This is a genomic window from Thalassolituus alkanivorans, assembly GCF_020447205.1.
In the GTDB taxonomy this organism is placed as follows: Bacteria; Pseudomonadota; Gammaproteobacteria; order Pseudomonadales; family Oceanobacteraceae; genus Venatoribacter; species Venatoribacter alkanivorans.
The window spans coordinates 38,383-53,179 of record NZ_JAJAEL010000001.1; the positions used below are offsets into that span (position 1 = coordinate 38,383).

General features: G+C 51.5%; 11 protein-coding genes. 3 read left to right on the plus strand and 8 right to left on the minus strand.

Annotated features, from left to right (window positions below):
- Window positions 1-172 precede the first annotated feature (172 nt).
- From LGT44_RS00200 to LGT44_RS00210, 3 genes are all read right to left on the minus strand, one after another.
- Window positions 173-3,007 (minus strand): P-loop NTPase fold protein, encoded by a 2,835-nt coding sequence (locus LGT44_RS00200; protein WP_230331746.1) that lies wholly within the window; start codon window positions 3,005-3,007, stop codon window positions 173-175.
- Between the two features lie 209 nt (window positions 3,008-3,216).
- Complete coding sequence (mnmG, locus tag LGT44_RS00205) at window positions 3,217-5,115, minus strand: tRNA uridine-5-carboxymethylaminomethyl(34) synthesis enzyme MnmG (RefSeq protein WP_145467348.1); 1,899 nt, start codon at window positions 5,113-5,115, stop codon at window positions 3,217-3,219.
- A 383-nt stretch (window positions 5,116-5,498) separates the two neighbouring features.
- Window positions 5,499-6,329 (minus strand): hypothetical protein, encoded by an 831-nt coding sequence (locus LGT44_RS00210; protein WP_145467346.1) that lies wholly within the window; start codon window positions 6,327-6,329, stop codon window positions 5,499-5,501.
- 219 nt (window positions 6,330-6,548) lie between these two features.
- Between LGT44_RS00210 and LGT44_RS00215 the strand changes: the two genes are divergently transcribed.
- Window positions 6,549-7,217, plus strand: a complete 669-nt coding sequence (locus LGT44_RS00215) for a cupin domain-containing protein (protein ID WP_230331745.1) — start codon at window positions 6,549-6,551, stop codon at window positions 7,215-7,217.
- Window positions 7,218-7,696: 479 nt separating this feature from the next.
- Window positions 7,697-8,548, plus strand: coding sequence for a metal-dependent hydrolase (locus tag LGT44_RS00220; protein WP_145467342.1), 852 nt, complete (start codon window positions 7,697-7,699; stop codon window positions 8,546-8,548).
- 124 nt (window positions 8,549-8,672) lie between these two features.
- Here the strand turns inward: LGT44_RS00220 and mnmE are convergent, their stop codons facing one another.
- The 5 genes from mnmE to rpmH all read right to left on the minus strand — a co-directional run bounded on the left by mnmE (window position 8,673) and on the right by rpmH (window position 12,718).
- Window positions 8,673-10,067, minus strand: a complete 1,395-nt coding sequence (gene mnmE / locus LGT44_RS00225; RefSeq protein ID WP_230331744.1) for a tRNA uridine-5-carboxymethylaminomethyl(34) synthesis GTPase MnmE — start codon at window positions 10,065-10,067, stop codon at window positions 8,673-8,675.
- 180 nt (window positions 10,068-10,247) lie between these two features.
- A complete protein-coding gene (gene yidC, locus LGT44_RS00230) occupies window positions 10,248-11,900 on the minus strand; it encodes a membrane protein insertase YidC (RefSeq protein WP_230331743.1) in 1,653 nt (550 codons plus the stop codon).
- A gap of 2 nt (window positions 11,901-11,902) precedes the next feature.
- Complete coding sequence (gene yidD, locus LGT44_RS00235) at window positions 11,903-12,199, minus strand: membrane protein insertion efficiency factor YidD (RefSeq protein ID WP_145467335.1); 297 nt, start codon at window positions 12,197-12,199, stop codon at window positions 11,903-11,905.
- Complete coding sequence (gene rnpA / locus LGT44_RS00240) at window positions 12,147-12,551, minus strand: ribonuclease P protein component (RefSeq protein ID WP_145468098.1); 405 nt, start codon at window positions 12,549-12,551, stop codon at window positions 12,147-12,149. The genes yidD and rnpA overlap by 53 nt, the downstream gene beginning before the upstream one ends.
- 32 nt (window positions 12,552-12,583) lie before the next feature.
- Window positions 12,584-12,718: a 50S ribosomal protein L34 gene (rpmH, locus tag LGT44_RS00245; protein WP_145467333.1), complete on the minus strand. Its 135-nt coding sequence runs from the start codon at window positions 12,716-12,718 to the stop codon at window positions 12,584-12,586.
- Between the two features lie 509 nt (window positions 12,719-13,227).
- Between rpmH and dnaA the strand changes: the two genes are divergently transcribed.
- Window positions 13,228-14,730, plus strand: a complete 1,503-nt coding sequence (gene dnaA, locus LGT44_RS00250; RefSeq protein ID WP_230331742.1) for a chromosomal replication initiator protein DnaA — start codon at window positions 13,228-13,230, stop codon at window positions 14,728-14,730.
- Window positions 14,731-14,797: the final 67 nt, after the last annotated feature.

The following is a 14,797-nucleotide window of genomic DNA, read 5'->3' on the forward strand; positions in this document are numbered from 1 at the left end:
GATATGTGCAATTTAGTGCACCATTTTTACGCCGAAAGGCAATAAAATGCAATATTCTGCACAAAAACTAAGGTTCGACTATTTTTTGTGCAATTTAGTGCACAAAAGTATCGCAAACAATCGATCAACTCCGGGTCAGGAGGGCTAAGCGCCCCTATGCGGGTAAGGATGGTTACTTATCCTGCGGCTGTGAATTATCAGTGTTCTTGGCATCCGGCAAGACCCGCAGCAGTTCCTGCCAGGCGTTTAGTTCGGTTCTGTCGAGAACCGTTACCTCTATACCCGTTTTAATGATTTCTTTAATCATATCCAGCTTTTCGGGGTACCTTTGAGCAAACTCCGCAAGAATGCCCTCATCCTTTGTGAGCTTGATACCCATTACGATTAAAAAGGAGTGACAAGCCTCGCGTAAACTTTCTTTACCGATGATTTGTTCAGCTTTCTCCAAAGCTGGCAGCAGCGAAATGTACTCATACTGCAATTCATGAGTTCCGGCTTCATTTTTTTCAAATGCATCTGCCATGCTGTTAGAAAAATCGCGGGTAAACACACTTTTTGCCACAGTATTGATAACACGCAAAGCGAGGTCACTTGCTCTGCTGGATGCTATGAATAAAAGAGAGCGCAATATATAACTGTACTGCTTATGCTCAGCCAGATTTTTTAATGCTGCGATTAATTTTTCTTCAAGTTTATCGGCATGACTTTCACCGCCACTAGCGTCAAAATTCATCACCCTAAAGCAAAGCCGGATCAGTGGATTAAGAACACGATTCATAGTATCGGCATAACGCTGATCGGCCAGAACGATGGCGCGATTGGAAAACCGATATAATTCAGTAACTGAAGAAAAATACTTCTCCGTCATCGATATCAGCAGATTTTCAAAGATCACCAGATGATGGGATGACGATAAGGCGAAGTTCAGACAAGCTGCCAGTGCTTGTGGATCACCACTCTTAGATGAGGCTTTTATATAATTTCCCAGGAACTCCTGATCGCTACTGGCGTAGCCTTTAACAACGCCTATATCCACTACCTTACGGTATTTTTCAAATACGTCTTCCGACACTCCTTCCTTGTCGATAACAGGCTGACAAATAGACGATCTGCATGGATGGCCTGGAGCTAAATCCCCATTAAGGAGATAAAACGCTATCAAATCCGAATCGCCGTAGGAGGCATCCGCAGTGGTTTCAGCGTCTGAATCCACAGGCGTTTTCGGTTTCTTGCTGGTTCCTGCCAGAAAAGGATTATCACCTGAACCGTTTAAGTCCTTCTCGGTGAATTTATCCATCCCATCTCTTATCGATCCCTCGTCATTCGCTGTACAGTACAACAACAGATCAAACAGATTGACTTCACCTTTCAGTTCATCCAGCCAGCGTTGATACATATCACGCAATACATGCTTAAGCCGGCGTGGATTGGAAAGAATGTTTGTGAGTGCCATCAGCACTTTATTTTCGTTAGATTCCTTACTAAAGATTGCCGACTTACCATTACCTGACTGTATTCCGAATGCACTTTTAACCGCTTCAATTTTTCCTTGCGCATCACCTGGCAATAAAAAATCTTTACTCAGATAGGGAATAATCAATGACTCACCATTCCTTCGTCCGCTTAACGCACTGTCCAGACACAGGGCCATAAACCGGATGAGAAGCTCGGGAGAAATAAAAGTCGCCACTCGTTCTCTGTAATCAGCAATTCGGTACAGCAATTCTTTATCCAGACGTGCTTCATCGGCGCTGAAGATAAAATCAATATGGTTAAGGTTTTTGCTTTGCTGAAGTTTGTCCAATATCGCTGCAATAATATTAATGAAATGTTCACGCTCTTCATTGCGGTCCACATTCTCTATCACCAACAACAGTCTGCGGTTATTCACCTTAAGCAGACTATCCAGCTTACCTATGACCTGTTCCGGCGTATCCGGGCGCAGCCAGATATCCAGCAATTGCCACCAGTGACTGCTGCCATACAAGGCACTGGCGAAAGACTCTGGCAGGCTCGCCAGACTGGTCACTTCAATCTGCTGACCAACATCATGAAGAATCTGCTCAATAAGTTGAGCGGCAAGTTCTTGCGGCTTGCCCGACCGTTGCCAGCAGTCAAAGCGCGATACAATCCACTCCGGGCCTAATTTCTTTTCCAGTAAATTAACAATGGTTGTTTTACCTGAACCAAACTCCCCCAGCAGAATCTGGCCTTTGCTCCGCTGTGACTTCTTGCCTGTGGTCTGTTCGGTGCGTACCAGCATACGTTCGACATAAGGTTCTCGGTCAAAGAAATCCAGCGTCTTTTCGCCCTCTTCCTTTCGTAGCCATTGCTCAAACTGGCTATCACTGCATGTCAGTAAATTGAGTGCTTCTGTTGATCTGGATTTTTCTGTTTCAGCAGCCAAAGTTCTGACGTGGTATGCCGTCCGCACAGCAAGGATAAAAGCGTAAATCAGGAAGAAAATGCTCAGCCCATCACCGCCCAAAACAGGCAAATGACGCGTCTCTTTTTCTTCGATCAATACCGGAAGTTGCAGTGCATCACTGGAAATAACCAGCAGACTGCTACCGCCTGGAGCGGATGTCCCATCAAAGGTCGACAGCAATAGCAGAATGCCTGTAACCACGCTGACATGCAGCGTTGGGTAGCGCACAAAGGTTTGGATATCGATGCAATAAACGGATTGGCGTTTGCGCGGAAAACGGATAAAAAATTTGTCCTGCAATGCCAGCACCAGCAACACCGCCACCAGGCTCCAGGTAACCTGCAACAGCACATAGAGGGTTGGCTTATCAGTCAGTGAAAATAAACGCTCCGGGCGCAGGTACGACAGCCACGGCCACAGCAGATACACCACCACAGCGCCCAGCCAGCCGTAGAAAACGAGCGTTGTCCAACGCAGTACGCTGATATGCCATTCAGGCTCACTATTAAACGTAAATACCCGGGATTCTGTAAGGCGTGATACAGCGCGCTGCAGGCAGCTGAGGAGATGGCGTAGCATCGGCTATTCCTTTAGTCACGATATTGGCCAAGGCACTGATACTTAGCCGGATAAAATTGAGTCTTTGCACAATATACAGCAGCGACAGCCTGAGCAATGGCATCAGGTGCGGCATTGGGCGGATGAAGCCCTTAACAGGGCAAACCATATGCGGTCCGTATTTTCCTGTTCGGGCAGCATATGGTTCAGGGGTCAGCAGTAACTAAGCATCACGCACTCAGCTTATTTACCGCGTTTTTCTTTTTCAGGTGAATCAGAATCTGGCTGATAGCCGCCGGGGTAATACCGGAAATACGTGAAGCCACGCCAAGGGTTTCCGGGCGCAGGGTATTCAGCTTCTGCTTCACTTCGTTCGACAGGCCGCCCATGGCGTCGTAGTCGAGGTCGGCCGGCAGTTTGGTGTTTTCATAGCGGCGCAGCTGTTCGATTTCATCAAGCTGACGGGCGATGTAGCCGTCGTACTTGGCCTGAATCTCAACCTGTTCGGCGACCTGCGGATCAGCCACCGGCTCACCTTTCAGACCAGCAACATCGTTGTATTCCAGACCCGGACGTTTGAGCAGATCGTGCAGGCTGTATTCGCGCACAAACTTGCTTTCGCCTTTGGCTTCCAGCGCAGCGGCTTCGGCGCTGCCCGGCTGCACCCAGGTGGTTTTCAGGCGCTGCGCTTCCTGCTCGATGCTTTCGCGCTTGGTGCTGAACGCGGCCCAGCGCTCGTCATCGACCAGACCCAGCTCACGGCCGACTTCGGTCAGACGCAGATCGGCGTTGTCTTCACGCAGCACCAGGCGATATTCCGCGCGGCTGGTGAACATACGGTACGGCTCTTTGGTACCCATGGTGATCAGGTCGTCGACCAGCACGCCTATATACGACTGATCGCGGCGCGGTACCCAGGCGTCTTTTTCCAGCGCGCGCAGGGCGGCGTTGGTACCGGCCAGCAGGCCCTGGGCACCGGCTTCTTCGTAACCTGTGGTGCCGTTGATCTGACCAGCAAAGAACAGGTTGTTAACGAATTTGGTTTCGAGGCTGTGCTTCAGATCCTGTGGATTGAAGTAGTCGTACTCGATGGCGTAACCCGGGCGGGTGACGTGGGCATTTTCAAAACCACGGATGCTGTGGATAAGATCCAGCTGTACGTCGAACGGCAGACTGGTGGAGATACCGTTCGGGTAGAGTTCGTTGCTGTTCAGACCTTCCGGCTCAACAAACACCTGATGGCTGGTTTTATCAGCGAAGCGGGTGATCTTGTCTTCGATCGACGGGCAGTAACGTGGGCCGATCCCTTCGATCACACCGGCATACATCGGCGAGCGGTCAAGGTTATTACGGATAATCTCGTGGGTGCGCTCATTGGTGTGGGTGATGTAGCAGTTTACCTGCTCCGGGTGTTCGTCCACCGAACCCATAAAGGACATCACCGGCAGCGGCGCATCGCCCGGCTGCACCTGCATCACGGAGAAGTCGACACTGCGCGCATCGATACGCGCCGGCGTACCGGTTTTCAGGCGGCCAACGTTAAACGGCATTTCGCGCAGACGCTTGGACAGCGCAATCGACGGCGGGTCACCGGCACGGCCACCGCTGTGGTTTTCCATACCGATGTGGATAAGTCCGCCAAGGAAAGTACCGGCGGTGAGCACCACACTGGTGGCGTGAATGCGCATATTGGTGTTGGTGACTACGCCACAGACGGTGGAGCCAACGCCGTCGCCCTGTACGATCAGGTCGTCACAGGCGGCCTGGAAGATATCCAGATTTGGCTGGTTTTCCACAATATGACGAATCGCCGAGCGGTACAGCGCGCGGTCGGCCTGAGCGCGGGTAGCACGCACCGCCGGGCCTTTACGGCTGTTAAGAATGCGGAACTGGATACCGGCTTTGTCGGTGGCGCGCGCCATGGCGCCGCCCAGTGCGTCGATTTCTTTAACCAGATGGCTTTTGCCAATCCCGCCGATGGCCGGGTTGCATGACATCACACCGACAGTATCGGTGTTGTGGGTCAGCAGCAGGGTTTTGCAGCCGGTACGCGCCGCGGCCAGCGCCGCCTCGGTACCGGCATGGCCACCGCCAACCACAATGACGTCATAACGCACGGGATAATCCACAAGCCACCTCAGAATTGTTCGTTTAACAGGAATCGGGAAAAAAGGGCGCGCAGTATACCAGCCTTGTGCGGCCAGCGGCAGTAGGCTGAGTAAAATTTAACCAATGGTTTTATACACTTTATCCACATCGGTAAAAAGACTGTTAGCCATTTTTAGTCACTGCTGTGATTTTTTAATTTAATTCCTTAAAAAACAAAGTATTAGTAAGTGTATAAAGCTGTTGATAATTGTGGGTAACTTTATCCTCAGAATAAATAAGGAAAACTGTTCATGCTGAGATCCCAGCTTATGCGGATCTTTATTACGCGTTATCCAGAAGGTTATGCACAGGAAGGGGGAAAGAATAACGGCCACTGCAGGCAGCAGCAGCAGCCGTTAACCGCTCAGAGCGTGGTTGTATCCGTCGTTGTGTCTGTTGTATCGGTAGGGGTTTCCACAGGTGTGCTGCTGACCGGCGCGGTAAAGGTCATAAACAACAGGTCGGTATCTTTGCGCAGGTACAACTCCAGCGAGCCATCGCTGTTGATCACGGCATAGCCACTGGCGTTGGTTTCGTTAAATGCCGGGCAGTTTTTGCGCTCGCGCAGGGTAACGGCGTAGAGGGCATCGTTTTTATCCAACAGGGTGATGTCACCTTCGAAGGTGCAGCCACTGCTATCAGTGCTGATGCCTTTAAACGAAGCCTTGCTGCTTAATGGCTCTACATAGAATTCATAACCGGTGGCCGTCCACTTGCCCGCCAGCAGACTCAGGGCAGAGTTATTCGGCCAGGTGCCATCATCGGTCAGCACAAAACTGCCGGTGCCGGTGGCGTTTTCAAAGTCACCAACCAGCTGTGGTGAAGCTTCCACGGTGTACAGCAGGCCATTGAGGCTGTAATCCTGATTCAGACCGTCGGCCACATATTGTTTGGCGGCGGTATCATTCTGCGACAGGGTATAACCCGTCAGCGCCAGTGTGGCGGTGCGGTTATCGTTATTCAGCAATGCTGTGCCGTAGTAACCACGGCTTTCATCCAGACCGTAAACGTTGCCGTTATAAATAAGCACCCGCAGGCTGCCTGCCTGATCAAACTGGCCGTCCCATAAACCATTCAGGGCCAGAGTCGGATCACTGACGGTCACTCCCTGTTCGTTGGTGATCTTGTCTTTGTCTTCTTCTGCAATACATCCCACCAGTAAGGTGGCGGCTATCGCCAGAGTTGCTGCGCGCACGGAGTTCTCCCGCTTGAAAGTAATACCTGTAAAGATAGCAATCGGCGGCAAATCCGCTCTCTTTAACCCACGATCCGATAAAAATACGCATTGTCTGCCGCTTTACCGGATAGTCAGCCGGATTTGCTGCTTGGGCCGCCACGGCGGAGAGGAATACAATCGTCGGCTATCAGCCTGCAGCCCTGCTTTTTCATCAACGAAATACTGTCCGGAGATCCCATGAGCGCCCAGCCAACTTTTGAGCCCATCAATATGGATCGCAGCAAAGTGGTGGTTATCCGTCAGGGCGATCAGCCCTGGCTCAGCGCACCGCAGGCGCCGATAGAACGTTTCCCGCTGGAACGTGAAGCTCCGGAGCATGGTCAGGTAACCAGTCTGGTGCGCTACCTGCCCGGCGCACGTTTTCCGCAGCATACTCACCCGCTGGGCGAAGAAATTTATGTGCTCGAAGGCGTGTTCAGCGATGAATCCGGCGATTACCCGGCCGGCAGTTATCTGCGCAATCCACCGGGTTCTGCCCATGCACCGTTTTCCGAGCAGGGTTGTCTGATCTTTGTAAAACTTAATCAGTTTGCTGAAACCGACACTGAAACCGTGCGCATCCGCCCCGAAGATCAGCAATGGCGGCCGGGTATTGGCGGTCTGACCGTGTGCCCCCTGCATGAACATCTGGGAGCCAGTACGGCGTTGGTGCGCTGGCCTGCTGGAGAGGTATTCCAACCGCACCGCCACTGGGGTGGGGAGGAAATTCTGATAATTTCCGGCTGCTTTAAAGACGAGCACGGTGAATATCCGCAGCATACCTGGCTGCGCAGTCCGCACTTAAGCCAGCACCATCCTTTTGTTGATGAAGAGACGCTGATACTGGTGAAAGTCGGTCATCTCTGAGCAATTGCAACAATCCGCCTGCCCTGCCTGCAGGCGGTGATCGAAAGCCACCTGCAGTCACCACCGCACCCGATAATTGTCGTCCGATCACCTGTCAGCGCTGGCCTGATGCGCCTATCCTGTTACGCATAATGAGAATAACGTACCGGTTAATAGTTTGCGGTCTGCTACCGCACTTAACATTGGGCTAGGGCCTGTTAACACTAATTGAATCAGGCCTGCTGAGAGCCAGTTTTTCTCAGAACAAGGAGAGAGGAGTGATATTAGCGGGCTAAATGAATGACGAACGACGACGTTAATGGGGAAAACTGGCCTCAGCCCGAAGGGTTATGGCTAAAAATTCCTCATCCAGCGTTGCTGTTCGTTCGCTTAACCCGTTAGGCCACACTCTCAGCGCCTTGTCTGAGAAATTTTTAGCCGATAACAGGCTCGTTTAATTAGTGTTAACAGGCCCTAGGTACATCATCTGCGAGGCGTTTATGAACAGCAAACTGCAAAAAGCTCAGGCCATCAGTTCTTCTATGGAAATTCCCGGCCGTAAAATGGAATTTGAATTCGACCTCGATGACATTCCCAAATACTGGTACGGCGACGATGTTTTTAAATCGACGTTCATGAACGCGCTTTCCTGTCTGTTCCCTGAAGGTGAGCGCATGTTTATGGATGCCGTGCGTGATAATCAGCACAAAATCAGCGACCCGCAATTACTGCAGCAGATTAAAGGCTTTATTAAACAGGAAGCCATTCACGGCCATGAACATGCGCAGTACAACGACTATCTGAAAAAATGGAATTACCCGATCGACAAAATCATGGCCTTTGAAAAGAAAGAAAAGGTCTGGATGAAAAAATGGCTGCCGCGTAAACACCGCCTGGCAGTTACCTGTGCGCTGGAACATTTTACCGCCATCATGGCGCACCAGGTTCTGACCAACCCGGAATCAACCGAAGGCATGCACCCGCAATTTAAAGAAATGTGGCGCTGGCACGCGATTGAGGAAACCGAACATAAAGCCGTGGCTTACGATGTGTACCAACAGGCAGTTGGCAGTTACTGGCTGCGGGTTCTGACCATGATTAATGTCACCATTCTTTTCTGTCTGCGCACGTCCATTATTCAGGCGATTTTCCTGTGGAAAGACGGCCAGTTATTCAACCCGAAAGTCTGGTGGAAAGGGTTCCGGTTCTACTTCCTGAAGCCAGGATTGGTGCCAACCATCTGGCGTGATTATCTGGATTATTTCCGCCGCGATTTTCACCCATGGATGCACGATAACCGTGAGCTGCTGGGCGAATGGGAAGCGGAACAGCAGAAATATAAAACCGTTTAATCCGCTCATTTCAGGCTGTTTAACGGGCATAAAAAAACCGCGAATATCGCGGTTTTTTTATGCCTGAAAACGATTACCGGAGTGCTCAGAAACCTTGCTCACCCGGCTTGTCACCCATGGCTGATTATTTACCAATACAGAAGCTGCCAAAAATCTCGCCCAGCAGATCATCGGCGGTGAAAGCACCGGTAATTTCGTTCAGTGCATGCTGCGCCATACGCAGATCTTCGGCCAGCAGCTCACCGGCGGCCATGCCTTCCAGTTGCTGGCGGCCAAAATCGAGAGCCTGCTGCGCGCGGTTAAGAGCATCGATATGACGGCGGCGGGCAAGGAAACCACCTTCGGCTGCGGCATCAAACCCCATAATCTGTTTCAGGTGTTCGCGCAGCACATCAACACCCGCATTCTGTTTCGCTGATAAGGTAATTACCGGGAAACGGCCGTCGTTATTCAGACCAATGGTCTCTGTGGATAAATCTGCTTTGTTGCGGATAACGGTTAAGCGGCCGTTATTCAACAGATCGGTCGCGGCGTCCTGCAGACCACGCTCGTCGTACAGCGCGTGCAGTAATTTCTCTGCATCGGTTTCGTTGGTGGTGCTGTCGACCATCAATAATACGCGGTCGGCTTTGCTGATTTCGTCCCAGGCGCGCTGAATACCAATACGCTCCACTTCGTCCGGCGCATCACGCAGACCGGCGGTGTCGATTATGTGCAGCGGCATACCGTCGATGTGGATATGTTCTTTTAATACGTCACGCGTGGTGCCGGCAATATCGGTAACGATGGCACGCTCCTGACCGGCCAGTGCATTCAGCAGCGACGATTTACCGGCGTTCGGCCGGCCGGCAATCACCACGTTCATACCTTCACGCAGCAGCGCGCCTTGTCCGGCTTCACGCAGAACCGCTTTCAGCTCCGCATCCACGGCGTCGAGCATGGCAGCCACTTTACCGTCGGAGAGAAAATCGATTTCTTCTTCGGGAAAATCGATGGCGGCTTCGACATAAATGCGCAGCTGAATTAACTGGTCGAGCAGGCTGTGTACTTTGTTGGAGAACTCCCCCTGCAATGAACGCAGCGCACAGCGTGCGGCCTGCTCAGAGGCGGAGTCGATTAAATCGGCAATGGCTTCGGCCTGGGCCAGATCCATTTTGTCGTTTAAGAAAGCGCGCTCGGAAAATTCACCGGGGCGCGCCAGACGACAACCCAGCGCCACCACTTCTTTCAGCAACAAATCGAGCACCACCGGACCGCCGTGGCCCTGCAGTTCGAGGACATCTTCGCCGGTAAAAGAATTCGGGTTGGGGAAGAACAGGGCGATGCCTTCATCCAGCACAGTACCGTCTGCCGCTTTAAACGGCCCGTAGTGGGCATAACGGGGTTTGGGCTCTATGCCGAGTACGGCCTGAGCCACGGTTAACGCCAGCGCGCCAGATACGCGGATAATGCCAACCCCGCCACGCCCCGGTGCAGTGGCTACAGCAGCAATGGTGTCGTTGTGGATAAGGTTGCTCATCGCGGATTCCTGAAATCTGGGCGCCGTTTTAAATACAGCGGTTTGGCTTGCGCGAATTGTACCTGAGTTAACCCGGAGGATGCAGACAATCAAAAGCCGCCGCAGCTGTTTTGAATTTTGTACATTTGGATGGCAGGCAATAAAAAAGGCGCCGAAGCGCCTTTTTAAGATTCCTGCAGATCAGCTGTTTTCGATCTGTTTGGTAATCACATACTGCTGACTGATCGACAGGATGTTGTTCACTACCCAGTACAGTACCAGACCGGCCGGGAACCACAGGAAGAACACGGTAAAGATCACCGGCATAAACTGCATAACACGCGCCTGCATCGGGTCCGGCGGTGTTGGGTTCAGCTTCATCTGAATAAACATAGAAGCACCCATGATTAATGGCAGAATGAAGTAAGGGTCCATCACCGACATATCTTTAATCCACAGGAAGAACGGTGCCTGACGCAATTCCACAGATTCCATCAGTACCCAGTACAGCGCGATAAATACCGGCATCTGCACCAGAATCGGCAGACAGCCACCCAGCGGATTGATCTTCTCTTCTTTGTAGAGCTTCATCATTTCCTGGCCGAGCTTTTCACGGTTATCACCGTATTTTTCTTTAATTTCCTGCATCTTCGGCGCTACTTTGCGCATGTTCGCCATCGAGCGGTAAGAAGTGGCAGACAGCTTAAAGAATGCGGCTTTAATCAGTACAGTCAGCAGAATAATGGCCACACCCCAGTTGCCCACCAGACCGTGGAAGAAACTCAGCAACCAGAACAGCGGCTGGGCAATCCACCATAACCAGCCGTAATCGACAGTCAGATCCAGATGGTCTGCAATTTCGGCCAGACGATCCTGCACTTTAGGACCGACATACAGGCTGGCACCCACTTCAGCGGTTTCACCGGCGGCAACAACCGTAGGCGCATCGTAGAAACCAAAAATGTAGTTTCCTTTAACCGCACGGCCGTTGTAGGTGTGCTGCACATCTTTTGCAGGCACCCAGGCAGCGAGGAAGTAGTGCTGCAGGATTGCGGCCCAGCCACCTTGCTCGACTTTTTTGTACTGGCCATCTTCCAGATCGGAGAAAGTTACTTTTTCGTAGCGGTTTTCTTTAGTGGTCAGAGCTGCGCCTAAGTAAGCCGCCATGCCCATCTGTGAACCTTTTGACGGGTCAACCGAGTTATCACGCTTCAGCTGCGCGTAGAAAACACCCTGCCAGGCTTCCGCTGAGGTATTTTTGATGCGGAAATTAACATCCATCAGGTAATCACCACGACGGAAGGTGAATACTTTTTCTACCGTTGCTTTCTCAGTCTGAGTGGTCAGCACAACGCTCAGCTCATCCTGGCCATCCGCCAGCTTATACTGAGTGGCATCCGCGCTGTACAGCGCAGGACCCTGAGCATCCACACCGTCTTTACCCAGCAGACCACTCTGGGCCACATAGGTACGGCGCTGGTTGCGCTCCATTAATACAAAAGGAACGTCTTTCTGATCAACCGCTGCCGGATATTCAGGCAACAGTACTTCAACGATTTCACCACCACGTGGGTCAATCACCAGACGCAGTACGTCGGTATCTACGCGAATCAGCTCCGCCGATGGCTGCGCCTTGGCTTCTGTGCTGACAACCGGAGCATCAACCGCTGGTTGCTCAGCCAGCTCGTCGGCACTGGCGGTGGTTACCGGAGCGTCCTGGTTTTCAGCAACCGCGGTTGCTTCAATCGGCGCTGTTACCTGATTTTTCTGACCGTAGTCATCATTCCAGGCGAGGATAAGGAAGTAGCTACTGACAATCAGGCCAAGAAATATGACCGTACGGCGGATATCCATGATTAGGGTTTCCGTTGACAACAATTGGAGGAATGGTTGGGTAAATCGGGTACCGGATCCACACCGTGGGAACCCCAGGGGTGACACCGGAGCAACCGTTTGAGCGCAAGATAACCGCCGCGCACAGCACCATATCGACGAACAGCTTCATCGGCATAGGCAGAGCAGGTGGGGTAATAGCGACAACGACTGGGAATAAGGGGACTGAGAGCGTAACGATAGAAAGCAATCAGGGACAGCAACACCTTAGCGCCGGGATGCGCGGCGGTTTTTTCGGCTGCCGTTTGCTTGTCTGTCATTGGAAGGACGCTTTAATCTGAACCAAAGGCCGTCAATCATCTCACGAATTTGCTGGTTGTCCAGTTCGGCAAGACCAGAGCGGGCAAGTAAAACAAAATCCAGCGACGCCATCTCATGCTGATGATGCCGGAACGATTCGCGAACCAGACGTTTAATCCGGTTGCGGTCTACAGCCCGTTTGATCTGCTTTTTGGCCAGAACGAATCCGATCCTGGCCTGGTCCTGCTCATTCGGAGTTGCCAGCACCAACAGGTGAGGCGAACTACCGCGTAATTCTGTCTTGTCGAAAACCCGTTTGAACTCCACCGGCTTGAGTAAGCGGGCACGGCGGGGAAATCCGAATTCCGGCATCGACGGCAAACTACGCAGCGTCAGACGGTCGATTAAGCAGTCAGTACGTGACGGCCTTTAGCACGACGACGAGCCAGAACAGCACGGCCGTTTTTAGTAGCCATACGGGCACGGAAACCGTGAGTACGCTTACGTTTCAATACGCTTGGTTGGAAAGTACGTTTCATAACACTGTCACCCAGTTAAGTGAAAAGGGTCTAATTTTTAAGGGCGGCAATTGTATGAGAAAGAATCAGCAATAGCAATGGTGATTTTATGTGCAGTTTCAGAACTTACTCAAACCGGTTTTTCCTGTTCACACGAAAAGATTTTTATACCTGTTATGTTATGTGAAAGAAGAGAAGGAGTAGTTCGTTATTTTTATTCTTAGTCACGCCAATATCTGTGGGTAACCATAAAAAGTCCTTTAAAAACAAACACTTATGGCAAGCATAAGTGGTGTGTTTAACTGCGCTTAAGTTATGCACTAGCTGCCGGTAAGTGAGGTATGGAATGTGTGTGGAATCGACAGAAAAATTCCGGACAAGGTTATCCAGAAAACTATCCGCATGCTTTCGTCCTGTTTATCCACAGGGTTTAAGGAAGCGTGGAAAATTATCATAACTTCTGTGGATAACCATCGTCCCCTCAGTTAGAATGTGCGGCTCGCTAGAATTCAGATAACGGATATAAAGAAGTGGCACTGACAGCTCTGTGGCAAGATTGCCTGGGACACTTGCAGCACGAACTCCCCGCGCAGCAATACAACACATGGATCCGGCCTTTGGTGGCAAACGCCGACAGTGGACAGCTGGTTCTGAGTGCGCCTAACCGTTTTGTAAAAGACTGGGTGAAGGATAAGTACCTGCAACGCATTCAGGAAATCCTCTCCGATCTGAATGGCGGTCTGATAACCCGTGTGGAACTGGCCGTGGGTGAAGCCCAGCCGATGTTCCGGCCGCTGGCTGTCAGTCGTCCTGAGCCTGCTCCGGCTCCTGCCCAGAATGAAAACTTTGGTTTTGCCGCCCCCCGGGCGCAGGCCGAGTTTGATTACGGCAGCCAGCAGGAAGTCCCTTCTTTTAATAACACGCCGTCTTATGGCGAAGCTCCGGTTGCTGCACCGGCACCTGTTGTCAGCCGTCCTAAGCGTGAAGTTCAGGTTGAAGGGGGCATCCAGCACCAGAGTTTCCTTAACCCGACCTTTACCTTTAAAACCTTTGTTGAAGGTAAATCGAACCAGCTGGCCCATGCCGCAGCCCGCCAGGTTGCCGAAAATGCCGGCGGTTCCTACAACCCCCTCTTTATATATGGTGGCGTTGGTCTGGGTAAAACTCACCTGATGCATGCTGTGGGTAACTATCTGCAGAGCAAAAATCCGAATGCCAAAGTGTTGTATGTGCATTCTGAGCGTTTTGTGCAGGATATGGTGAAAGCGTTGCAGCTGAATGCCATTAACGAATTCAAACGCTTTTACCGCGGTCTGGATGCGTTGCTGATTGACGATATTCAGTTCTTTGCCGGTAAAGAGCGCTCACAGGAAGAGTTTTTCCACACCTTTAACGCCCTGCTTGAGGGCGGCCAGCAGATGATTCTGACCTGTGACCGTTATCCGAAAGAGATCAATGGTCTGGAAGAGCGCCTGAAAAGCCGCTTTGGCTGGGGCTTAACTGTAGCGGTTGAGCCGCCGGAGCTTGAGACCCGTGTGGCTATCTTAATGAAGAAGGCCGAGCAGACCGGTGTACACCTGCCCGATGATGCCGCTTTCTTTATTGCCCAGAAGATCCGCTCCAACGTGCGCGAGCTTGAAGGTGCACTGAAACGCGTGGTGGCCAACGCCCATTTTACCGGCAGTGAAATCACCCTGCCGTTTATCAAAGAATCCCTGAAAGACCTGCTTGCGCTGCAGGATAAACAGGTCAGTGTCGATAATATTCAGCGAATCGTGTCTGAGTATTACAAAATCAAGATGTCTGATTTATTATCTAAGCGCCGCACCCGCTCCATCGCCCGCCCGCGCCAGGTGGCCATGGCGCTGAGCAAAGAACTGACCAACCACAGCCTGCCGGAAATCGGCGATGCCTTTGGTGGCCGTGATCACACAACAGTTCTGCATGCGTGCCGCAAAATTAAAGAATTACAGGAAACCAGCGCAGATATTCGCGAAGACTATAAGAATCTGCTGCGCTCGCTGACAACGTAAATCAGCCGTCATTATGTGCTGATTTACTGTAAGACAGACTGTTTTCAAGCAATCACAGGCGCTGTTC

What these genes read in the sequence shown, in the direction of transcription:
- yidC (WP_230331743.1), bottom strand. Translation starts at nt 11,900, where the DNA reads ATGGATATCCGCCGTACGGTCATATTTCTTGGCCTGATTGTCAGTAGC.
- mnmE (WP_230331744.1), bottom strand. Translation starts at nt 10,067, where the DNA reads ATGAGCAACCTTATCCACAACGACACCATTGCTGCTGTAGCCACTGCA.
- yidD (WP_145467335.1), bottom strand. Translation starts at nt 12,199, where the DNA reads ATGACAGACAAGCAAACGGCAGCCGAAAAAACCGCCGCGCATCCCGGC.
- LGT44_RS00215 (WP_230331745.1), top strand. Translation starts at nt 6,549, where the DNA reads ATGAGCGCCCAGCCAACTTTTGAGCCCATCAATATGGATCGCAGCAAA.
- LGT44_RS00200 (WP_230331746.1), bottom strand. Translation starts at nt 3,007, where the DNA reads ATGCTACGCCATCTCCTCAGCTGCCTGCAGCGCGCTGTATCACGCCTT.
- rnpA (WP_145468098.1), bottom strand. Translation starts at nt 12,551, where the DNA reads ATGCCGGAATTCGGATTTCCCCGCCGTGCCCGCTTACTCAAGCCGGTG.
- LGT44_RS00220 (WP_145467342.1), top strand. Translation starts at nt 7,697, where the DNA reads ATGAACAGCAAACTGCAAAAAGCTCAGGCCATCAGTTCTTCTATGGAA.
- rpmH (WP_145467333.1), bottom strand. Translation starts at nt 12,718, where the DNA reads ATGAAACGTACTTTCCAACCAAGCGTATTGAAACGTAAGCGTACTCAC.